This window comes from Kitasatospora sp. NPDC058492 (assembly GCF_042720685.1).
GTDB lineage: Bacteria > Actinomycetota > Actinomycetes > Streptomycetales > Streptomycetaceae > Kitasatospora.
On record NZ_JBHXMU010000084.1, the window covers coordinates 12,628 to 33,345 of the forward strand.

General features: G+C 74.3%; 17 protein-coding genes. 13 read left to right on the plus strand and 4 right to left on the minus strand.

Annotated features, from left to right (window positions below; genetic code table 11):
- The first annotated feature begins 344 nt into the window (after window positions 1–344).
- Genes ACFWPI_RS35575 through ACFWPI_RS35585 form a run of 3 tightly spaced genes read left to right on the plus strand, consistent with a single transcriptional unit; the run spans window position 345 to window position 4,839 of the window.
- Window positions 345–989: a class F sortase gene (locus ACFWPI_RS35575; protein ID WP_063349186.1), complete on the plus strand. Its 645-nt coding sequence runs from the start codon at window positions 345–347 to the stop codon at window positions 987–989.
- Window positions 986–2,302: an alpha/beta hydrolase-fold protein gene (locus ACFWPI_RS35580; RefSeq protein WP_363370316.1), complete on the plus strand. Its 1,317-nt coding sequence runs from the start codon at window positions 986–988 to the stop codon at window positions 2,300–2,302. Before ACFWPI_RS35575 ends, ACFWPI_RS35580 begins: the two co-directional genes overlap by 4 nt.
- Window positions 2,299–4,839, plus strand: a complete 2,541-nt coding sequence (locus tag ACFWPI_RS35585) for a phosphatidylglycerol lysyltransferase domain-containing protein (protein WP_380378160.1) — start codon at window positions 2,299–2,301, stop codon at window positions 4,837–4,839. The genes ACFWPI_RS35580 and ACFWPI_RS35585 overlap by 4 nt, the downstream gene beginning before the upstream one ends.
- Before the next feature lie 74 nt (window positions 4,840–4,913).
- Here ACFWPI_RS35585 and ACFWPI_RS35590 read toward each other — a convergent pair whose 3' ends face one another.
- Window positions 4,914–5,360, minus strand: coding sequence for an SsgA family sporulation/cell division regulator (locus tag ACFWPI_RS35590; RefSeq protein WP_380378159.1), 447 nt, complete (start codon window positions 5,358–5,360; stop codon window positions 4,914–4,916).
- A 310-nt stretch (window positions 5,361–5,670) separates the two neighbouring features.
- Here ACFWPI_RS35590 and ACFWPI_RS35595 point away from each other — a divergent pair, with 310 nt between their 5' ends.
- The 3 genes from ACFWPI_RS35595 to ACFWPI_RS35605 all read left to right on the plus strand — a co-directional run bounded on the left by ACFWPI_RS35595 (window position 5,671) and on the right by ACFWPI_RS35605 (window position 9,378).
- Window positions 5,671–7,503: a DEAD/DEAH box helicase gene (locus ACFWPI_RS35595; RefSeq protein WP_063349189.1), complete on the plus strand. Its 1,833-nt coding sequence runs from the start codon at window positions 5,671–5,673 to the stop codon at window positions 7,501–7,503.
- 382 nt (window positions 7,504–7,885) lie between these two features.
- A complete protein-coding gene (locus ACFWPI_RS35600) occupies window positions 7,886–8,536 on the plus strand; it encodes an IclR family transcriptional regulator (RefSeq protein ID WP_063349190.1) in 651 nt (216 codons plus the stop codon).
- Window positions 8,537–8,571: 35 nt separating this feature from the next.
- Entirely contained in the window at window positions 8,572–9,378 is an 807-nt protein-coding gene (locus ACFWPI_RS35605; RefSeq protein WP_244293447.1) for a S16 family serine protease, read from the plus strand.
- 34 nt (window positions 9,379–9,412) lie between these two features.
- On the opposite strand, the gene ACFWPI_RS35610 is transcribed toward ACFWPI_RS35605, so the two are convergent.
- Complete coding sequence (locus ACFWPI_RS35610) at window positions 9,413–9,973, minus strand: Lrp/AsnC family transcriptional regulator (RefSeq protein ID WP_363370312.1); 561 nt, start codon at window positions 9,971–9,973, stop codon at window positions 9,413–9,415.
- 203 nt (window positions 9,974–10,176) lie between these two features.
- On the opposite strand from ACFWPI_RS35610, the gene ACFWPI_RS35615 reads away from it, so the two are divergent.
- On the plus strand, window positions 10,177–10,707 hold the full coding sequence (locus tag ACFWPI_RS35615; RefSeq protein WP_063349191.1) for a VOC family protein: 531 nt from the start codon (window positions 10,177–10,179) through the stop codon (window positions 10,705–10,707).
- Window positions 10,708–10,714: 7 nt separating this feature from the next.
- On the opposite strand, the gene ACFWPI_RS35620 is transcribed toward ACFWPI_RS35615, so the two are convergent.
- Window positions 10,715–11,287, minus strand: a complete 573-nt coding sequence (locus tag ACFWPI_RS35620; protein ID WP_063349192.1) for a hypothetical protein — start codon at window positions 11,285–11,287, stop codon at window positions 10,715–10,717.
- Window positions 11,288–11,420: 133 nt separating this feature from the next.
- Between ACFWPI_RS35620 and ACFWPI_RS35625 the strand changes: the two genes are divergently transcribed.
- From ACFWPI_RS35625 to ACFWPI_RS35640, 4 genes are all read left to right on the plus strand, one after another.
- Window positions 11,421–12,125, plus strand: a complete 705-nt coding sequence (locus ACFWPI_RS35625; RefSeq protein ID WP_350881149.1) for a response regulator transcription factor — start codon at window positions 11,421–11,423, stop codon at window positions 12,123–12,125.
- A gap of 17 nt (window positions 12,126–12,142) precedes the next feature.
- Window positions 12,143–13,576 (plus strand): sensor histidine kinase, encoded by a 1,434-nt coding sequence (locus tag ACFWPI_RS35630; RefSeq protein WP_380378170.1) that lies wholly within the window; start codon window positions 12,143–12,145, stop codon window positions 13,574–13,576.
- Window positions 13,577–13,896: 320 nt separating this feature from the next.
- On the plus strand, window positions 13,897–15,504 hold the full coding sequence (locus ACFWPI_RS35635; protein WP_380378155.1) for a cellulose binding domain-containing protein: 1,608 nt from the start codon (window positions 13,897–13,899) through the stop codon (window positions 15,502–15,504).
- A gap of 183 nt (window positions 15,505–15,687) precedes the next feature.
- Window positions 15,688–17,088, plus strand: coding sequence for a glycosyltransferase 87 family protein (locus ACFWPI_RS35640; protein ID WP_380378154.1), 1,401 nt, complete (start codon window positions 15,688–15,690; stop codon window positions 17,086–17,088).
- An 89-nt stretch (window positions 17,089–17,177) separates the two neighbouring features.
- Here the strand turns inward: ACFWPI_RS35640 and ACFWPI_RS35645 are convergent, their stop codons facing one another.
- On the minus strand, window positions 17,178–17,594 hold the full coding sequence (locus tag ACFWPI_RS35645; protein ID WP_063349195.1) for an SsgA family sporulation/cell division regulator: 417 nt from the start codon (window positions 17,592–17,594) through the stop codon (window positions 17,178–17,180).
- Between the two features lie 398 nt (window positions 17,595–17,992).
- On the opposite strand from ACFWPI_RS35645, the gene ACFWPI_RS35650 reads away from it, so the two are divergent.
- On the plus strand, window positions 17,993–19,615 hold the full coding sequence (locus tag ACFWPI_RS35650; RefSeq protein WP_380378151.1) for an RDD family protein: 1,623 nt from the start codon (window positions 17,993–17,995) through the stop codon (window positions 19,613–19,615).
- 128 nt (window positions 19,616–19,743) lie between these two features.
- Window positions 19,744–20,499, plus strand: coding sequence for an RDD family protein (locus tag ACFWPI_RS35655; RefSeq protein WP_380378149.1), 756 nt, complete (start codon window positions 19,744–19,746; stop codon window positions 20,497–20,499).
- Window positions 20,500–20,718 lie beyond the last annotated feature (219 nt).

A 20,718-nucleotide genomic window follows, 5' to 3' on the forward strand; every position in this document is an offset into this window, starting at 1 on the left:
AGTGGGGTGATAGAACCCGTGACCGGGTCAGCATGCCAGCTGGGCCCGATCGGTCGACGAGGCGCCACCCGCGGTCGTCATCGATCGCCCGATTGACGCAACCGGACAGGCCCCCCGCGCCGTCGAAGCTCGTACCGAGGCGTTCCGGTGGCGCCGTCACCTGGGAAACGGCCGTCGCGTTCCGTCACCGGGTGCCCACTGGGCGCACGGATTCGGGCGATTGCCCTGCCGAACGGGGGGTGTCATTACGCCCATCGTGTGGACGTGCTTTAAGGTCCGATCCGATTGAATTGTTTCCCAGGAAACTCCCAGGATCGGGAATCCGTCGGTAGAGGGGAGCGCCCGTGGGCGTCCAGCAGAGCAGGAGCCCGTGGCCGGGCACCCTGGCGGCCGGTGCCGCGCTGGTACTCGGCGCCTGGCTGCTGCACGACGGCGGGCAGGGCGCGCTGCCGCCCGCCCCCGGCAGCACGCAGACGCTGTCCGGCTTCGCCCCGGTCTCCGTCGCCCCGCCACTGGGCCCGTCCGACCCCACCCGCATCCGCATCCCGGCCGTCCGGCTGGACGCCCCGGTCACCGCGCTCGGCCTCGACCCCGACGGCCACCTCCAGGCCCCGCCCGAGGCGGACCGCAACCTGGCGGGCTGGTACCGCGGCGGGGCCAGCCCCGGGCAGCGCGGCACCGCCATCCTGGCCGGGCACGTCGACAACAAGGCCGGCCCGGCCGTCTTCTACAACCTGGGGGCGCTCCGGCGCGGAGACCGGATCGAGATCGCCCGCGCGGACGGCGCCGTCGCCGTCTACCAGCTGTACGCCATCGAAGTGCACGACCGAAAGGACTTCCCGGACGACCGGGTCTACCGCCAGGCCGCCGACGCTCAGCTGCGGGTCATCACCTGCGGCGGCGCGTACAGCGCCGAGCACGGCTACGAGGGCAACGTCGTCGCCTACGGCTTCCTGGCCGACACCACCCGGCCGGGCAAAGCCGCATGACCACGCTGACCCTCGCCACCCGCTGGAACCCGATCGACTGGCCGCTCACCCACGGCCCGATCCCGTACGCCGTGCTCGCCGCGGGCTGGGGGTCGCTGGTCCTGCTCGCGTTCTCCCGCCACGAACGCTGGCGGGCCCCGCGCCTCTTCGGCGCCCTGATGCTGGCCGGAACGCTCACCGCCCTGGTGAAGCTCGGCGTCGACGGCTGGTGGCACCCCTTCCCGGAGGGCACACCGGACTTCGTCCTGCGCTGGATAGCCGTCGCGCTGTTCGCGATATCCCTGGTCTGCTTCCGCGCGCCGCTGCTCGCCGTCCGCCGGCGGCTGCTGGCGACCGGAGCCGCCGTCCTGGTGCTGCTGATGGCCGCCTCGCAGGTCAACCGGGGCTTCGACCAGTACCCGACCGCCCGGGCCATGCTGGTGCCCGAGATCCAGGCGCTGACCACGGGCAAGGTGGCCAGCACCGTCGCCGCCACGCCCGGCAAGCCCGTCGAGGAGCTCTGGCACGCGCCGCCCGGCCTGCCCGCGAAGGGCACCCTCTCCACCGTGACCATCCCCGGGGCCAAGTCCGGCTTCACGGCCCGCGACGGGTACGTCTACCTGCCGCCCGCCTACCAGGCCAACCCCCGGCCGCTGCTGCCCGTCGTGGTGCTGCTGCCCGGCCAGCCCGGCGCCCCGGTGGACTGGATCACCTCCGGGGCCATCCAGGAGACCCTGGACGCCTTCGCCGCCGACCACCAGGGCCTGGCCCCGATCGTGGTGGTCGCCGACCCCACCGGCAGCCCGTTCACCAACACGCTCTGCATGGACTCCCGGATCGCCAAGGCGCACACCTACCTGGCCACCGACGTCCCGGACTGGATCCACCACAACCTGCAGACCGCCACCGGCCGGGGCGCCTTCGCCATCGGCGGGCTCTCGCTCGGCGGCACCTGCTCGCTCCAGCTGGCCGTCAACGCGCCCGGGGTCTACGGCACCTTCCTGGACATCTCCGGCCAGGACGAGCCGACCCTGGGCGACCGCGGCGAGACCGTCGACAAGGCCTTCGGCGGTGACGAGGCCGCGTTCGACGCCGTCGACCCGGTGCACGTCATGGCCCGGCAGAAGTTCCCCGACACCGCAGGCATGTTCGTGGTCGGCGCCAACGACCCGGACTTCCGACCCATGCAGGAGAAGGCCTATGCGGCGGCACAGGCGGCCGGAATGAAGGTCGGCTACCAGACCATCCCCGGCTGGCACAGCTGGGTGGTGTTCCGCCAGGCCTTCGAACAGAATCTGACCTGGCTCTCCCAGCAGACCGGACTGATCCGGTGATCCGGCTCCCCGCGGCCCCCGCGCCGGCCAAGGAGCAGGAGTGGCCGTCGGACCGCGCGCCGGTCGCCGGAACGCCGGAGCCACGCCCGCAGCGGGCCTGGCGGGCGACCCGGACGTTCGGCGTGTGGCTGCGCTCGGCGCCGCTCACCCTGGTGCTGCTGGCCGGGCTCTGGGCGCTCGGCGCGGCCACCGGCAGCCTGGCCCACGGGCCGTCCGAGCGGCTGCTCGACCGGGTCGGCGTCGGCGTGCCCACGCTCGCCGAGGGCCACTGGTGGACGCCGTTCACCTCGCTGTTCTGGTGCTCCGGCCTGGGCTCGTACGTGTTCACCAGCCTGCTGCTGGTCCTGGTCGGCCCGGCCGCCGAGCACCGGCTCGGGTGGCTGCGCACGCTCGCGGTGCTGGTCGGCGGGCAGCTGGCGGGCACCCTGCTCGGCACCGGGCTGATCGCGGTCGGCTCCCGGGTCGGCGAGCAGTGGACCGTCTCGGTGGCCGACCAGACCTCGGTCGGCCCCGGCGTCGGCCTGTTCGCGCTGGCCGGGGTGCTCGGCTACCGGCTCACCGTGCTCTGGCGCCGCCGGCTGCACCTGCTGGTGCTGCTCGCCCCGCTGGTCATGACGCTCTACGTGGGCCACCTGCAGAGCGTCCAGCGGTGCGCCGCCGCGTTCGTCGGGCTGGGCGCCGGCGCGCTGCTCGCCCGGGGCGGGCTGCACCTGCGCACCCACCGCTCCTCGCACTCCGAGACCCGGGTGCTGGTGGCGCTCTGCCTGGTCGCCGCCGCCCTCGGGCCGCTGATCGCCTCGCTGTACGACAACGCCAGCGGGCCGTTCAACACCTTCTCCGAGCTGTACTTCTCGCACCGGCTCAGCCCGGAGGAGGTGGCCGACTTCTGCGCGCTGTCGGCGCACGACTGCGCCCGCGCGCACGCCGTCGAGCGGATCTTCGACACCCCGGGCCGGCTGATGGCCGCGCTGTTCCCGGCGCTGCTGCTGGTCCTGGCCGAGGGGCTGCGCCGGGGGCTGCGGCTCGCCTGGCGGATCACCGTCGCCACCGAGCTGCTCTGGGCGGCGCTGCTGGGCTGGCTGTACCTCGACTCCGGCCCGGTCAGCGGCGACGTGGTCCAGTACTTCGTCGAGGCGCTGCTGCTGCCGCTGCTCACCCTGGGCCTGCTGCTGGCCACCCGGCAGCGCTTCCGGCTGCGGCTGGCCGGCCGGGCGGTGTTGCGGCTGGGCGCGCTGCTCGGCGGCGCCGCCCTGGCGGCCTCGGCCGCGTACGTGGGGCTCGGGCGCCTCGCGGCCGACCAGTTCGAGCCGGGGGCGAACATCCGCCGGCTGCTGCACGGGCTGCCCGCGCAGTTCCTGCCGCCCGCCTACAACGACCTGCTGCCGGACTACCCGATCGCGGTCGGCCCGGTGGCGCTGTTCCTGGAGACGTACTGCGGGCTGGCCTTCTGGGTGGTCGCGCTGACCGCGCTGCTGCCGGCCTTCCGCCGGCCGGTGCTGCACACCGACGCGGAGGCGGCCGCCCGGGCCAGGGCGCTGCTCACCGCGTACGGCGGCGGGACGCTGTCCTTCATCACCACCTGGGACGGCAACCACTACTGGTTCGACGAGGAGGGCCGGGCGGCCGTCGCCTACCGGGTGCACAACACGGTGGCGCTGACCACCGGCGACCCGTTCGGCGCGCCGGAGGCCCGGGCCCGGGCAGTGGCCGGGTTCGCCCGGTTCTGCGACCAACGCGGCTGGACCCCGTGCTTCTACAGCGTCTCCCCGCAGACCCGGGAGGCCACCGCGCAGCTCGGCTGGCGCTCGGTGCAGGTCGCCGAGGACACCGTGGTGGCGCTGCCCGAGCTGGCCTTCACCGGCCGCAAGTGGCAGGACATCCGGACCGCGCTGAACAAGGCCGGCAAGCAGGGCATCACCGCCGAGTGGTGGTCCCACCACGAGGCGCCGCGCGCGCTGCGGGACCAGATCCGGGCGATCTCCGAGGAGTGGGTCTCCGAGAAGGGCCTGCCCGAGATGGGCTTCACGCTCGGCGGACTGGAGGAGCTGGACGACCCGGACGTGCGGGTGCTGATCGCGGTGGACGAGCAGCGCGTCGTGCACGGGCTGACCAGCTGGATGCCGGTGTACGAGAACGGCGTGCCGGTCGGCTGGACGCTGGACTTCATGCGCCGGCGCTCGGACGGCTTCCGCGGCGTCAACGAGTTCCTGATCGCCTCGGCCGCGCTGGGCTTCAAGGAGGAGGGTGCGCGCTTCCTGTCGCTGTCCGGCGCGCCGCTGGCCCGCTCCGGGCAGGACGAGGAGCCCTCCGGCCTGCAGCGGATGCTGGACTGGATGGGACGGGTGCTGGAGCCGGTGTACGGCTTCCGCTCGCTGCTCGCGTTCAAGTCGAAGTTCCAGCCGGAGTACCGGCCGATGTACATGGCCTACCCCGACCCCGCCGCGCTGCCGAGCATCACCCGGGCGATCGGCAAGGCGTACCTGCCGCACCTGACGCCGGCACAGGGCGTCCGGCTGATGCGCAGGCTGTCGGGCTGAGGCGCCCCGGGCCCCGGACCCGGGTGACGGCCGGAAGCGCGGTGGCGCCCCCGGACGCCGGCCCCGCGCGCCGCTCAGCCGAGCAGTTCGGCGAGCGCGCGGTCGGCGTCCAGGTGCAGGTGCTCCTCGCCCTCGGGGACGAGCAGCCGGCTGCGCCACAGGAAGCGGCGCAGGTCGGTGGTGTCGAACTGGAGCAGCGCGGTGCCCTCCGGCGCCCGCAGTTCGACCATGGTGCGCCGGCCGACCGCGGGCCGGACGTGGACGTCGCCGACGCCGGCCGGCAGCTCCAGGCCGGCCGAGAGCAGCTGGCGGGCGAAGACCCAGACGATGTCGTCGGCGCCGTCCGCGCCCGCGCCCGCGCCGCCGTCCGCCGGTTCGTCCAGCGAGAACTCGGCGGGGAAGGCCATCCGGACGGCGAGCGGGTCCTCCGGCAGGTAGCTCAGGACCACCCGCAGCCGGACGGAGCGGTGGAGCGAGAGGATCAGACGGGCCTGGACGGTCTCTTCGGCGGCGGTGTGCACGGCGAGTCCCTTCGGGTCGGTGTGAGGCCGGTCGACAAGGGGGAGGGTTGGGGCGGCCTCACCCTGGTGAGAGTCCCGGGACCGGCCGTGATTACTCGGTTTCGGAACCGATCGGATGTGATCCGGGTCACGTCGATTTCCGGCCGCCCGAGCCCGGCGCGGAGCCTCGCCTGGCCGCCCCGACGGCGCCGGGCCGGTACGCTGGGCGGGTTGTCCGATCGCCGCCCTTCCGCGGGGCGGGGCTGAGAAACCGCCCCTGACCTGCGATGATCCCCCCTCGGAGACCGTGAGTACTGCCGCCGCCTCCTCGATGCCGCTGTTCTCCGACGTGTCGGAGCCGCAGGCGCCCGCCCGGGGTGCCGGACCCGCCGCGTCCGCCGCCTCGCACCACCTCTCGCCGGCCTTCCCCGGCCGCGCCCCCTGGGGCACCGCGGGCAAGCTGCGGGCCTGGCAGCAGGGCGCGCTGGACAGGTACATCGAGACGCAGCCGCGCGACTTCCTCGCGGTCGCCACCCCGGGCGCCGGTAAGACCACCTTCGCGCTCACCCTGGCCTCGTACCTGCTGCACAACCACCTGGTGCAGCAGGTGACCGTCGTCGCGCCGACCGAGCACCTGAAGAAGCAGTGGGCCGAGGCCGCCGCACGGATAGGCATCCGGCTCGACCCGGCCTACTCCTCCGGCCCGCTCTCCCGGGACTACCACGGCATCGTGGTCACCTACGCGGGCGTCGGGGTCAACCCGATGCTGCACCGCAACCGGACCGAGGCGCGCAAGACCCTCGTGATCATGGACGAGATCCACCACGCAGGCGACTCCAAGTCCTGGGGCGAGGCCTGCTTCGAGGCCTTCGAGCCGGCCACCCGCCGCCTGGCGCTGACCGGGACGCCGTTCCGCTCCGACACCAACCCGATCCCGTTCGTCCAGTACGAGGCCGGCGGCGACGGCATCCGCAAGTCCGTCGCCGACTACACCTACGGCTACGGGCACGCGCTCGCCGACCACGTCGTCCGCCCGGTGATCTTCCTCAGCTACAGCGGCAACATGCGCTGGCGCACCAAGTCCGGTGACGAGCTGGAGGCCCGGCTCGGCGAGCCGATGACCAAGGACCTGATCGCCCAGGCCTGGCGCACCGCGCTGGCCCCGCAGGGCGAGTGGATCCCGTCCGTGCTGCAGGCCGCCGACCGGCGGCTGTCCGAGGTCCGCAAGGCGATCCCGGACGCCGGCGGGCTGGTCATCGCCACCGACCAGAACACCGCGCGCGCCTACGCCAAGATCCTGCGCGAGATCTCCGGCGAGAAGGCCACCGTGGTGCTCTCCGACGAGACCGAGGCCTCCCAGCGGATCTCCGACTACGCGGCCGGGGACTCGCGCTGGATGGTCGCGGTCCGGATGGTGTCCGAAGGCGTCGACGTGCCCCGGCTGTGCGTCGGGGTGTACGCCACCTCGATCTCCACCCCGCTGTTCTTCGCCCAGGCCGTCGGCCGCTTCGTACGAGCCCGCAAGCGCGGCGAGACCGCCTCGGTGTTCCTGCCGACCATCCCGACGCTGCTCGGCTTCGCCAACGAGATGGAGGTCCAGCGCGACCACGTGCTGGACCGGCCGAAGAAGGAGGGCGAGGGCCTCTTCGACGAGGAGGACCGGCTGCTCGCCGAGGCCGAGCGGGCCAACGACGGGCCGGACGGCGCGGGCGGCGACGAGTTCTCCTACGAGGCGATCGGCTCCGACGCGGTCTTCGACCGGGTGCTGTACAACTCCATGGAGTTCGGCATGCAGGCCCACCCGGGGAGCGAGGAGGAGGACGACTACCTCGGCATCCCGGGCCTGCTGGAGCCGGACCAGGTGCAGATGCTGCTGCAGAAGCGCCAGCACCGGCAGATCCAGCGCAGCAAGGGCAAGCCCGCCGAGGAGGCCGACCTGCTGGAGCTGCCGGCCGAACAGCGGCCGGTCGTCACCCACCAGGAACTCCGGGAGCTGCGCAAGGAGCTGAACGCGCTGGTGGCCGCCTGGCACCACCGCACCGACCAGCCGCACGGAACCGTCCACAACGAGCTGCGCCGCCAGTGCGGCGGCCCGCTGACCGCGCAGGCCACCGCGAACCAGCTGAAGGCGCGGATCGCCAAGATCCGCGAGTGGGCGAAGTAGCCGCGCAATCGGTCGCGGGAACGGCACGGCGCGCGGCCGCGGGCCCAGCCGCCCCGCTCCCGTGTGTCCGGACTCCGGAGCGCGGCCGGATCCGCGCGCTGACGGGCCCGGAGAAATACGGGCATTTGTCCCGGTTCCGTCGCGCTGTTGAGAACGATCACGCCCGAATTTTGGACAACCACTTCCGTCACGACATTTCCTTCACTACCTTTCCCCCACGCTCTTCCACCGGGCAACCCCCACAGGACGGGCGCCGCAGGACCGCACGCACGTCAAGGACGACACCGCGAGCGGTCCGAGCGCGGCCACCCCACCTGCGCGCGACACCGAACCCGGTCCGGCGCCGCCTGCCCCCGCGAGCGCCGCGGAAAGGATGCCCGTCGTGACTGCCGAGACCTCCCAGACCCTGGACCGTGGCGTCCGGGTCCTCAAACTCCTCGCCGACTCCGAGCGCGGGCTCACCGTCACCGAGCTGGCCGCCCGACTGGCCGTCAACCGCACCGTCGTCTACCGGCTGCTGGCCACCCTGGAACAGCACGGCCTGGTCCGCCGGGACATCGGCGGCCGCGCCCGGGTCGGCCTGGGCGTCCTGCGCCTGGCCCACCGCGTGCACCCGCTGCTGCGCGAGGCCGCGCTGCCGGCCCTGCGCAGCCTGGCCGAGGACCTCGGCGCCACCGCCCACCTCACCCTGGTGGACGGCAACGAGGCGCTGGCCGTCGCCGTGGTCGAGCCGAGCTGGACCGACTTCCACGTCGCCTACCGCACCGGGCTGCGCCACCCGCTCGGCGAGAGCGCCGCCGGCCGGGCCATCCTGGAGGCGCGCACCTTCCCCAGCCAGCGCCGGCCGGAGCAGGGCTTCGTCATCACCCGTGCGGAGGAGCAGTCCGGGGCCTGCGGCGCGGCCGCCGCGCTGATCGGACTGAGCGGCATCGAGGGCAGCGTCGGCGTGGTGATGCTGAACGGGATGGTCCCCGAGCGGGTCGGCCCCCGGGTGGTGGAGGCGGCGACCGAGGTGGCCGACGCGCTGCGGTAGGCCGGCACGGGCCCCGGTGTGTTTGGATTCCCCTTGTGTCCGACACCAAGCTGCCCAAGGCCCTCACCTCCCCGCGGACCCGCGCGCTCACGCTCTGCGGGGTGCTGGTCGCCGCGCTGTTCGGCGTGGCCGCCTTCGTCCCGCTGCCGTACACGCTGACCTGGCCGGGCCTGACCGCGGACACCCTCGGCACGTACAAGGACAAGCCGGTCCTCACCGTGACCGGGGCGCCGCTGCGCACCACCGAGGGCGAGCTGCGGATGGTCACCATCTCGGCCACCAACCCGGGCGAGAAGACCACCTTCTGGCGCGCGCTCCAGGCCTGGTTCGACCAGGACGAGGCGGTGCGCCCGACCGACACGGTCTACCAGCCGGGCAACCCGGCCAAGGCCGAGGAGCAGACCGCCCAGCAGATGGCCGAGTCGCAGAACAGCGCCACCGCCGCCGCGCTCGGCTACCTCCACCTCTCGCCGGACCAGGTCAAGGTGAAGGTCGACCTGGGTGACGTCGGCGGCCCGAGCGCCGGGCAGATGCTGGCGCTGGGCATCATCGACAAGCTCGCCGGCGACGGCAAGGGCGGCGACCTCACCGGCGGGCTCACGATCGCGGGCACCGGCACCATCGACGACCAGGGCGTCGTCGGCGCGGTCGGCGGCGTCCCGCTCAAGACCCAGGCGGCCGCCCGGGACGGCGCGACGGTGTTCCTGCTGCCCAAGGACGAGTGCACGGACGCCAAGGTCAACACGCCCAAGGCGCTGCGCCTGGTGCCGGTCGGCACGCTCGGCGAGGCGGTCTCGGCACTGGAGGCGCTGAAGAGCGGCGGCAGCGTCCCCAGCTGCTGACCGGGGCGCAGGCCGCTGCCGCCGGGCGCGGGCCCTACTCGGCGGCGGCCTGGTCCACCAGCGGCAGGATGCGGTACGGCACCGGGTTCTCCAGCGCGATCGCGGTGGCCGAGCGGACGATCCCGTCGAAGCCCACCACCCGGTCGATCACCCGTTGCAGATCGGCGTTGGAGCGGGCCACGATCCGCACCATCATGTCCCCGGCCCCGGTGATGGTGTGCAGTTCCAGCACCTCCGGCACGCTCGCCAGGTGCGCCCGGACGTCGGCGCCCTGGCCCTGGGAGATCTCCAGGGTGGCGAAGGCCGTCACCGGGTAGCCGAGCGCCGCCGGGTCGACCTCCGGGCCGAAGCCGCCGATCACCCCCTTGGCCTGCAACCGGTCCAGCCGGGCCTGCACGGTGCCCCGGGCGACCTGGAGCCGGCGCGAGCACTCCAGCACCCCGATCCGGGGCTCCTCGGCGAGCAGCCGGATCAGCCGGCCGTCCAGCGCGTCGATCGAGTCGTTCCCGCCGCCTGTCCCGGGGGCGGCCGAAGCGCCCGGCGGAGCGGGGGAGTTGGGCGAGCCGGGGGAGCTCGGGGACTGGGCGTGGGGCATCGCGGCTCCGTCCTCCGGTGGGCAGTGTGTACAGCGGCGCCGCCGATTCTCCCGCCCCGGCGCACAGCTTGACCAGGAGGAAACGGAACAGTTGCGCGCCGGTCGGCTCGGCGCCACCCTCCAGCCACAACGCCGTGCGCCGGGCCCCACACCGGCGCACGGTCGCACCCGCCGTGGTCCGCACGCCTACCGGGAGGGCCGTCATGACCGACACCGCCGCCGAACCCGTCCTGCTCGCCGCAGGGCTTGGAGAGTCCGCCCCCCTCCCGATGGGCCGCGCCGACGCGGTGGTCTTCGCGGTCGGCGACGCCGAGCGGGCCGCCCGCCGCTACACCGCCGCGCTCGGGCTGCGCTGTACCGCGTACGCCGGGCCGGAGACCGGGGAGCCGGAGACGGTCTCGTACGTGCTGGACGCGCCCGGGACCAGGATCGTGCTCACCTCGCTGGTCCAGGTGATCGGCCCGCGCGGCCGGGAGCTGGCCGCGCACCTCGCCCGGCACGGGGACGGGGTGCTGGACCTCGCGGTGAGCGTGCCGGACGTCTTCTACGCGTACGACTACGCGGTGGACCGGGGCGCCCTGTCGCTGGCCGAGCCGTACGAGGCACGGGACCGCTTCGGCACGGTGGTGCTCGCGACGATCGGGGTGCCGGGCGGGACCAGGCACACCCTGGTCGACCGGTCCGGCTACGCCGGGCCGTACCTGCCGGGGTACCTGCCGTTCGAGACCTGGTGAGGGGGGCTCAGCGGATGGCCGTCTCGACCACCGGCGGGTGGCCGTTCCAGTAGACGAAGACCGAGTTGGCCTGCTCGCCCTTGGTGAAGTCCACCCGCATCCACTGGTCGCCGTTCCACACCTGCATCTGCCAGCCCGGGTCGGGGGTGGCGGAGACCAGCGAGGCCTTGTCGGGGCGGATGTCCAGGGCGACCTTGCCGCCCGGCACCGGGTAGCTCTTCACGGAGGACGTCACGGAGGACGTCGCCGTGGTGGTGGCGGGGGTGGGGCGGCGGGTGGCCGGCGGGGAGGCGGCGGAGAGGGTGGTGGCGGGGGCCGGCCCGCGCGTCGTCGTCGTGGCGGCGGTCGGGGAGGCCGGTGGTGGGGCCGGGGCCCCGGTCTGGGTGGCCGACCGCGGCTGCTCGGGGGTGACGGTCGCGGTGTGCGGCGTGCCGTCGGCCCTCGGCGAGGGCAGCGGCAGGGCCGTGGGCTGCTCGAACGCGGCGCCGGTCAGCACAGCGTGCACGCCGAGCCAGGACAGCGCCACCGCCGCCCCGGTGGCCGCCGCCCAGGCGCCGAGCTGTACCAGTCCGTTCCGCATCGTCCGCTCATCCTGCCGTATTCCGGGCCTGCGCAGCCGGGCAGCCCCGTTATTAGTCAGGGGAGTTGCACAATGTCCGGAGGCCACCCCGAGGTACAGACCACTGCCCGTCGATGGCGTACCGTGCAGGGCCATGGCAACAGTGCTCGTGGTCGAGGACGACCCCTTCGTACGATCCGCCCTCATCCGGCACCTGACCGACACCGGTCATGCGGTCCGCAGCGTGGGCACGGCACTTGAGGCGCTGCGGGAGGTCGCCCAGGTCGGCTGTGACCTGGTGATCCTCGACCTGGGCCTGCCGGACCTGGACGGCAGCGAGGCGCTCAAGATGATCCGGGGCCTGACCAATGTGCCGGTGATCATCTCGACCGCCCGTGACGACGAGGCCGAGATCGTCCGGCTGCTCAACGACGGCGCCGACGACTATCTGGTGAAACCTTTCTCCGGGGAACACCTCAGCGCCCGGATGGCCGCCGTGCTGCGCCGGCTCGGCGGCGGCGCCGCACCCGTCGCCCAGGTGCTGCGGGTCGGCGGCCTCGCCATCGACCTCCAGCGCCGCGAGGCCTCGCTGGACGGGCGGCTGCTCGACCTGACCCGCCGTGAGTTCGACCTGCTGGCCTTCCTGGCCGGGCGCCCCGGCGTGGTGGTGCCGCGCAAGGAGATCCTGGCCGAGGTCTGGCAGCAGACCTACGGCGGCGACCAGACCATCGACGTCCACCTGTCCTGGCTGCGCCGCAAGCTCGGCGAGACCGCCTCCAGCCCCCGCTACCTGCACACCGTCCGGGGAGTCGGGGTCCGGCTGGAGGCCGCCGGGGGACTGGCGGAGCACCGGACATGAGGAGGTTCGGGCGCTCGCTGCGCTGGGCCCTGATCAAGGCCGCCGTCGCCGGGACCACCATGGTCGCGCTGGCCTTCCTCATCCCGCTCGGCCTGATGGTCCAGCAGACCGCCCGGGACCACGCCTTCACCGCCGCCGAGCGGCAGGCCGCCGCGCTCGGCCCGGCCCTCGCCATCACCACCGACCAGATCGCCATCGACCGCGCCCTGGCCAGCACCGACGCCGGCGGGCAGGGCCGGATGGCGGTCCACCTGCCCGCCCCGGCCGCCCCGGCCGCCCCGGCCGCCCCGGACGCACTCCCCGGCGCGGGCGGCCCCGGCGGGCCCACCATCGGCGAGGCCCGGGCCGCCGCCGGCGACGTGTCCACCGCCGGCGGCCAGGGCCGCTCCTTCACCGTCGAGGTGCCCGGCGGCTACGCGCTGCTCCAGCCGGTCGCGGTGGACACCGGGCGCACCGCCGTGGTCGAGGTGTTCGTCGCCGACGGCGACCTCACCCGGGGCGTCTCCACCGCCTGGCTGGTGCTCTCGGGCGTCGCGCTCGGCCTGGTCGCCATCTCGGTCCTGGTCGCCGACCGGATGGGCGGCCGGATCGTGGCCTCCGCCCGGCGGCTCGCCGGCGCCGCCCGCTCGCTCGGCGCCGGCAACCTCGCCGTACGGGTCCCCGTGGACGGCAAGCAGGCCGCCGGCAGCCCCGAAGAACTGCGCGAAGCCGCCCACGCGTTCAACACCATGGCCGACCGGGTGGTCCAACTCCTCGCCGCCGAACGGGAACTGGCCGCCGACCTGTCCCACCGGCTGCGCACCCCGCTGACCGTGCTGCGGCTCAACGCCGCCTCGCTCGGCGAGGGCGACGCCGCCGACGCCACCCGGCACGCGGTCTCCCAACTGGAGCGCGAGGTCGACCAGATCATCCGCTCGGCCCGCCGCGACTCCGAGGACGTGCCCGCCGTCGCGGTCGGCTGCGACGTCGCCGAGGTGGTCCGCGAACGGGTCGGCTTCTGGTCCGCGCTGGCCGAGGACGAGGGGCGCCGTTGGCAACTGGCCGGCGCCGACCGGGCGACGCCCGTCCCCGTCCAACGCGCCGACCTGGCCGCCACCGTCGACGCGCTGCTCGGCAACGTCTTCCGGCACACCGCCGTCGGCACCGCCTTCTCGGTGGACGTGCTCGCCACCGAGACCTCGGTGATCGTCCTGGTCGGCGACGCCGGCCCCGGCTTCAGCGACCCGGCCGCCGCCCTCAAGCGCGGCGAGGGCCACGGCGGCGAGGGCTCCACCGGGCTCGGCCTCGACATCGTCCGCAAACTCGCCGAGTCCACCGGCGGCGACCTGGCGCTCGGCCGCTCCGCCGTGCTCGGCGGCGCCGAGATCCGGCTGCGGCTGCGGACCCGCCCGGACGGCACCCCCGCGCGGGCGGGGCGGCGGCGCAGCCGGGGCGCGCTGTTCCAGAAGTGACCGCTTCCTCGGCCGCTTCCTCGGTCTCTTTCCCTCCTTCCCTCCTTCGGCTTCGGCTTCGGCTTCGGCCTCGGCCGAGGCCCGGGGGGAACCGCGGTGGCCGGTTTCGCACGCGCCTGACGCCCCGCCAGTTTCCGGATCTTCCTTAAGCGCGGCCTAAGGGAGTTCTTCCCCTCGCTCAGCCCGCCGGTTCGGCCCCCCGGCCGCCGCTAGCGTCGGTCGCGCCGGTCACCCGACCGAGCCGGGCCGGCCGCCCGGACGTCCGCACGCACCCGCGCCCGGACCGCGGCCGACCGACGGCACCCCGGAGGTAACGCGCCATGACCACCCAGCCCAACCGCCGCCCAGGCCGCCGCAGGCGCAGCCGCAAGGGCGCGATCGCCGGGGCCTCGGCGGTCGCCGCCGCCCTGGTCGCGGGCGGTGTCGTCGTCCTCGCCTCCTCGGCCAGCGCCGCCTCGCTCGGCGCCGTCTACAGCCGGACCAGCAGCTGGGACTCCGGCTACACCGGCCAGTACCTGGTCACCAACCCGGACAGCGGCCCGATCGAGGACTGGACGCTCAGCTTCGACCTCCCGGCCGGGGCGAAGATCGACTCGCTCTGGAACGCCACCTTCACCGCCGCCGGCCAGCACGTCACCGTCAAGCCGGAGGCGTGGAGCAAGCGGCTGGAGCCCGGCAAGAGCGTGGTGGTCGGCTTCGTCGCCCAGGGCGCCGGCGCCGCGCAGGCCGAGCCCGGCAACTGCCTGATCAACAACACCTCCTGCAAGGCCGGCGACGGCACCGCGCCCACCCCCTCGGGCCGCCCGACCGCGACGGCGACGCCCACCACCGCGCCGACCAGTCCGGTGTCGACCAGCCCCGTGCCGACCACTCCCGTGCCGACCCGGACCGGGACCGGCACCCCGGCCCCTACGGCGACGGCCACCGCGAAGCCGACCACCCCGACGCCGACCCGCACCCCGACCGCCACCCCCACGGCGACCGGTGTGCCCGTACCCCCGGCCGGCGCCGGGGCCGGCTTCGCCCCGTACGTCGACACCTCGCTCTACCCGCCGTACGACCTGGTCGCCACCGCCAAGGCCACCGGGGTCAAGAACTACACCCTCGCCTTCGTGGTGTCCGGCGGCGGCTGCCAGCCCAAGTGGGGCGGCGTCAGCGATCTGTCCGCCGACGCGGTGGCCGCCCAGATCGGCGCCCTGCGGGCGATCGGCGGCGACGTCCGGGTCTCCTTCGGCGGCGCCAACGGCAGCGAACTGGCCCTCGCCTGCGGCTCCACCGCCGACCTGGCCGCCGCCTACCAGAAGACCGTCGACGCCTACGGTCTGACCAGGCTCGACTTCGACGTCGAGGGCGGCGCGATCGCCAACACCGCCGCCAACACCCGCCGCGCCCAGGCCATCGCCCAGCTGCAGAAGAACGCCGCCGCCCAGGGCAAGGCGCTCGACGTCTCCTTCACGCTGCCCGCGCTGCCCTCCGGCCTGACCCAGGAGGGCGTCAACCTGGTCGCCGACGCCAAGAACAACGGCGTCGCGATCGGCGCGGTCAACATCATGGCCATGGACTTCGGCGACGGCGTCGCCCCGAACCCGCAGGGCCAGATGGGCAAGTACGCGATCGCCGCGGCCACCGCCACCCAGGCCCAGGTCAAGAGCGTGCTCGGACTGGACGACGCGGCCGCCTGGCGCAAGGTCGCCGTCACCCCGATGATCGGCGTCAACGACGTCGCCAGCGAGGTCTTCACCGTCGCCGCCGCCAAGCAGCTCGCCGACTTCGCGGCGTCCAGGCACCTCGCCTGGCTGGCGATGTGGTCCGGCACCCGCGACAAGGCCTGCGACGGCGGGGCCAAGGCCTACGCCGATGCCAGCTGCAGCAGCATCGTCCAGCAGCCGCTGGACTTCACCCGGGTCCTCGGCGCCTACACCGGCTGAGGTGCGGGGCCACTGAGGCTCTGAGCCTTCCCCCCGGTGGCCCCGGCCGTCCGTGCTCCGCCCGCAATGGAGTACGGCCGGTCGGGGCCCATTCGTCACCCTGCGTGATCATCCGTGCCCAGGCCCGGTCGGCCCGCATCCGGTATCGTCGGCGATTGGTCGAGTGGTGGACGGAGTGGACTGGTGACAGCGGTGCAAGACGAGCGCAGCCCGGTGCGGACCGCACCCGACCCCGCGCCCGCCCCCCTGTCGGACCGGCTGCGGACCGCGCTCGGCGCCCCCGTCCGCGCGCTGCGCGAGGCCCCCCGCCGACCGCTGCTGGCCGCCGCGGCCCTGGCGCTCCTGTCCCTGGTCGTGTACGCGGTGGTCCGCCACTTCGTCAACACCTCGATGGTCGACATGATCGTCTACCGGGCCGAGGGCGCCGCCGTGGCCAACGGCACCGACCTGTACGCACTGCGCGTCACCGAGTGGAACCTGCCCGCGACCTACCCCCCGTTCGCGGCCATGCTGTTCGTGCCCACCACCTGGTTCCCGGTCCCGTTCCTCCGGGTGGCGATCACTCTCGGCAACCTCGGGCTGCTCGCCCTGCTGACCCACCTGTCCTTCAAGCTGGTCGGCTGGCCGCGCCGCGAACTGCGGCCGATCGGCGTCATCCTGGTGACCGGCCTCGGCGTCTGGCTCGAACCCGTCTTCACCACGCTCCGGTACGGCCAGATCAACCTCGCGCTCGCCTGCCTGATCCTCTGGGACCTCACCCGTTCGGACGCCCGCCGCAGCAAGGGCATGGCGATCGGCATCGCCGCCGGCCTCAAGCTCACCCCCGGCCTCTTCGCCGTCTACCTGCTGATCACCGGCCGGGTCCGGGCCGCCTTCGTGGCCGGCCTCACCTTCCTCGGCACCTTCCTGATCGGCGCCGTCGTCCTGCCCGACGCCACCTGGGGCTTCTGGACCAAGTACCTCTACGACTCCTCCCGGGTCGGCAAGACCGAGATCGTCGACAACCAGTCGCTGCGCGGCGCCCTCGCCCGGCTGCTGCACACCGCCGACCCCGGCACCCTCGCCACCCTCGCGGCCGGCCTCGTCGCGGTGGCCGGCCTCGCCGTCGCCGCCTGGGCCCACCGCAGCGCCCGCTGGCTGCCCCGGGCCGAGGCCTGGGGCGTCTGCTGCGCCGCCGTCACCGCCGTGCTGATCTCACCGATCAGCTGGACCCACCACTGGGTCTGGTGCGTGCCGGTGCTCGTCCTGCTCGCCACCGAGGCCTCCGTCGAGCACGCCCGCCCGGCCGGCGTCCGTCGGCTGCGCTGGCGGGCCGCCTTCTGGGCGACGCTGCTCGCGTTCCTCTCCTTCGCGATGTGGGCCGCCAAGCCGCTCGGGCCGGCCGTCCTCCACATGGCGCCGCTGCGCCAGCTGCCGACCTCGGTCTACCCGTGGGTCGGGCTCTGCTTCCTGCTCGCCGCCGCCATCCGGATAAGGGCCCGGCGACGCTCCGCCGGGGCACCGCTGGTCCGACTGCCCGGACAGCGCGACGGCGGTGGCCCGGACGCCACCCGCGGCCGTCAGCAGGCCCCCGCGGCCCGCTGAGCCGGCGGGGGCGCGGCTCCCGTCGCGTCGCGCGGTCCCGGCCGGGTGCGCGGCCGAGGCTTTGTGCCCGTTCGCGGGCGTGCGCGTGCTCACGCAAGCAGGTCCGCGAGCGATCCGTCCATGTCCAGCGCGGCCATCTCGCTGCCCGGCGGGACCAGCCGGTGGGCCCGCTCCAGCCAGGCCGCGACGACCGGCAGCGGCGCCTCCAGCAGGGCGTCCCCGGCCGGGGAGCTCAGCGCCAGGCAGAGCACGCTGCGCCGGCCCGAGCGGGTCGGCCAGATCCGCACGTCGCCCTGGCCGCACGGCCGGAAGGTGCCCTCGACCAGCAGCTCGCGGGCGAACACCCAGGTCACCGGGGAGCCGGTGTCCAGGTGGAAGGTGATGTGCACCGCGTACGGGTCGTGGCTGCCGTAGGACAGCCGGGCCGGGACGGGGACGCTGTGCTCGGGGGAGAGCACCAGGTTCAGCTCCAGTTCGTGCTCGACCACGCTGGTGGGGCGCTCCATGATCGTCTTCCTCTCTGCCTTCGATTCCTGCCCGGTTCCGGGCCCGGTGACCTTTGAGAGGGCGGTCCACGCCGGCTCTTACACACGTTTCCGGGATTTCTTCGGGAAGTTCGACGAGGGGGGTGAGGCGAGGGGTGGTGACCGGTGGGGGCCGCGGCGCGCGGACACCCGCCGCACGCCGGGACGGTTCGGCCGCCCTTACCCCGGAGGGCCCGCCGCTGTCAGGTGATTGACCAACTTTCCGTCGGCGCCACGACGAGGCACTACCCTTTGTGACTACCCGGCGACTGTCCGCCTATCAGCGGTGCCCCCACCCACGCGCGCCGGGCGGCTCGCGGGTGCGCCGGGCGGGCGTGCCGTGTCGGCCCCGCCAGGACCCGCCAGGAGAGAAGACCCCCATGACGGACCGCCCCTTCGCCGGCGCCGGCGACCCGGCCGTCGGACCCGAGCCGGGCTACTACCCCGACCCCTCCATCCCCGGCTTCGTCCGGTACTGGGGCGGCTCGGCCTGGGTGCCGGGCACCAGCCGGCTCGCACCCGCAGAGGGCGAGGTGATGGAGCCGCCCCGGTTCGCGTCCCGGCGGCCCGCCGCCGGCGCGGCCGGGACGGCGCGGGTGGTGCCGCCACCGGTGCTGCCGGAGCCGGCCGTTCCGGAGGCGGCGGCCCCGGAGCCGTCCTGGGGCGGGGCCGCGCACGGTGGGGGCCGGGGCGGGGACACCGGGCCGGTGTACCTCGACCAGACCACGGGCGGGGCGAAGTTCGTCCTCGGGTCGCGGGCGGCGGAGGTGATCGGCGGGCCGGTGTTCCGGACGGTCGGGGAGCCGGGGGTGTCCGAGAGCCCTGAGGTGTCTGGACTGGAGATGGCAGCGGTCGAGGTGCCGGTCTTCGGCGAGGTGGTCCTAGGCGAAGCGGTCCTTGGCGAAGCGGTCCTGGGCGAGCCGGTGGTCGAGCTTTCGGTGGTCGAGGTTTCGGCGGTGGGGGGTGCGGCAGGCCAGGGTGAGGCGGAGGAGCCCGGCTGGCAGGCTGTTTCGCAGACGCAGCGGGGGCTGATGGAGACGGGAGACGAGCCGCACCGGGTCTCCTGGGGGGTACTTCCGGGGGCGCCCGACGGGGAGGAGGGGCGCGCGGGGGAGGTTCGTGCTTCGGTTGCTGTTCCGGTCCGGGCTTCGGCCGGCATGCCGGCCGCCGCTTCGGTCGGGGTGGAAGTGGCCGCCGTCTCCGGAGCACCCGCGACCGTCCCGGCGGCGGTGGCCGTGCGGGAGGCGCCGTCGCCAGTTGCGTCGCCCGTCGCGGTGTCCGTTCCGGCGGCTGTGCGCGGGGCCGGGCGTGCCGTCGAGCCCGCGTCCGAGCCCGAGCCCGCCGTGCCGGCCCCGGCCGCGCCGGTCGCCGCCGGAGCGGTTCCGGCCCGAGCCCAGGGCCGGCCCGCCACGCCCGCCGCGTCGCTGCCGGTCGCGGGCCCGGCCCGGGAGGCCGTCGCGCGGCGCCGACCCGCCCCGACGGCGCCCGCCCCCACCGTGCCCGCCTCCGCGACGCCCGCCGGACTCGGACGTCGGCTGGCCGCGCGCGCCGTGGACACCGTCGTACTCCTCGTGGTCGCCGTCGCCGCCGGAATCCCGCTCGGCCGCTCGGCGTCCGAGCACCTCCAGCAGAAGCTCGACCAGGCCCGGATGGCCAGTTCCCTCACCCGGCGCCAGGTCCAGGTCTGGCTGGTGGACGACGTGGTGCTGGGCAAGGTCGCGGTCCTGCTCGGAATCCTGCTCTTCGTCAGCCTGCTCTACGAGGTGCTGCCGACCGCCCGCACCGGCCAGACCTTCGGCAAGCGACTGGCCCGGATCCGGGTGGCGGACGCCGCCGCCCCCGGCGCCCGGACCAGGCTGAGCCTCGGCCGCTCGCTGCTCCGATGGGCCGTCAGGCAGCTCGGCCTGCTGCTGCTCCTCGGCCTGGTCTGGCCCGTGTTCGACCGCCCGGCCCGGCGTGGCTGGCAGGACCGGGCCGCCCGCACCCGGGTGGTCCGCGTCTGAGGCCTCCCGGCGTGGCGGCCGGCTCCGGGCGCGGAGGCGCCATCCGACGCGGAGGCACCATCCGGCCCTGGCGGCAAAACGGACAGAATGTCCCAAACCGCGAGAATGTGTGATGTTCTACTCGACGGATGAGCACTCACGACCCCTCAGGCTCCCAGCCGGAGGGGGGCGGCCAGCCCTCCTTCGACAAGCAGTCCCCGCAGCCGGGCGGCGGCACGCCGGAAGACCGGCCGTCGGACCCGAACCCGTCGCCCGCCCCGCCGCCCACCGGCGGCCCGTCCGACGGCACCTCCAGTACCCCGCCCGAAGGCCCCGGCGCGTACGGCGGCACCTACGGCGGCCCGACCGGCGGCCAGAGCCCGCCCGGCGAGAATCCCTACGGCCAGAACCCCTACGACCAGCCCCCGCCCGGCTACGGCCCCACCGGCTACGGAACCCCCGGCGCCGGGCCCGTTCCCGGCATGCCGCCGATCGGCAGCTGGCCCAGGCGCATCCTCGCCCGCCTGATCGACTACCTCCTCGTCCAGGCCGTCGCCGTGATCCTGGTGGCCCCCTTCGCCGACTTCAACAACCGCTCCGGCGAGGTCGGCGCATTCTGGCTCGGCTGCGGCATCTACCTCCTCTACGAAGGCCTGATGCTCGGCCGGGACGGCCAGACCCTCGGCAAGAAGGCGATGCACGTCCGTGTCGCCATGCTGATCGACGGCAACAAGCCCACCCAGAGCGCCGCCTGGACCCGAGCGGCCGTCTACATCCTCCCCGCCGTGATCTGCTGCGCCGCCTTCTGGTGGATCATCGACGGGATGTTCGGCGTCTTCGACAAGCCCTACCGGCAGTGCATCCACGACAAGGCCGCGAAGACCGTGGTGGTCACCACCGACTGACCGGCCGGGCGGGGCCGCGACGCCCGGCGGCGGACAGGACCTAGCGTTGCTAGGGCGTGTCTTCAAACTCCCGCCTGCGCGCCGGCGTTGGGGCACGCACCTCGCCGCGTTGTCGTCAGTCGCTGATGCTCCGCATGGACTCCCTCCTCCGCCTTGCGATGCACGCACCCCAACGCCGCCACGCCCGCCCTCCGGGCGGACGACGGGAGTTTGAAGACA

Excerpts from the sequence above, each read along its gene's own strand:
- ACFWPI_RS35580 (WP_363370316.1), top strand. The coding sequence starts at position 986 with ATGACCACGCTGACCCTCGCCACCCGCTGGAACCCGATCGACTGGCCG.
- ACFWPI_RS35595 (WP_063349189.1), top strand. The coding sequence starts at position 5,671 with ATGCCGCTGTTCTCCGACGTGTCGGAGCCGCAGGCGCCCGCCCGGGGT.
- ACFWPI_RS35610 (WP_363370312.1), bottom strand. The coding sequence starts at position 9,973 with ATGCCCCACGCCCAGTCCCCGAGCTCCCCCGGCTCGCCCAACTCCCCC.
- ACFWPI_RS35615 (WP_063349191.1), top strand. The coding sequence starts at position 10,177 with ATGACCGACACCGCCGCCGAACCCGTCCTGCTCGCCGCAGGGCTTGGA.
- ACFWPI_RS35620 (WP_063349192.1), bottom strand. The coding sequence starts at position 11,287 with ATGCGGAACGGACTGGTACAGCTCGGCGCCTGGGCGGCGGCCACCGGG.
- ACFWPI_RS35625 (WP_350881149.1), top strand. The coding sequence starts at position 11,421 with ATGGCAACAGTGCTCGTGGTCGAGGACGACCCCTTCGTACGATCCGCC.
- ACFWPI_RS35635 (WP_380378155.1), top strand. The coding sequence starts at position 13,897 with ATGACCACCCAGCCCAACCGCCGCCCAGGCCGCCGCAGGCGCAGCCGC.
- ACFWPI_RS35645 (WP_063349195.1), bottom strand. The coding sequence starts at position 17,594 with ATGGAGCGCCCCACCAGCGTGGTCGAGCACGAACTGGAGCTGAACCTG.
- ACFWPI_RS35650 (WP_380378151.1), top strand. The coding sequence starts at position 17,993 with ATGACGGACCGCCCCTTCGCCGGCGCCGGCGACCCGGCCGTCGGACCC.
- ACFWPI_RS35655 (WP_380378149.1), top strand. The coding sequence starts at position 19,744 with ATGAGCACTCACGACCCCTCAGGCTCCCAGCCGGAGGGGGGCGGCCAG.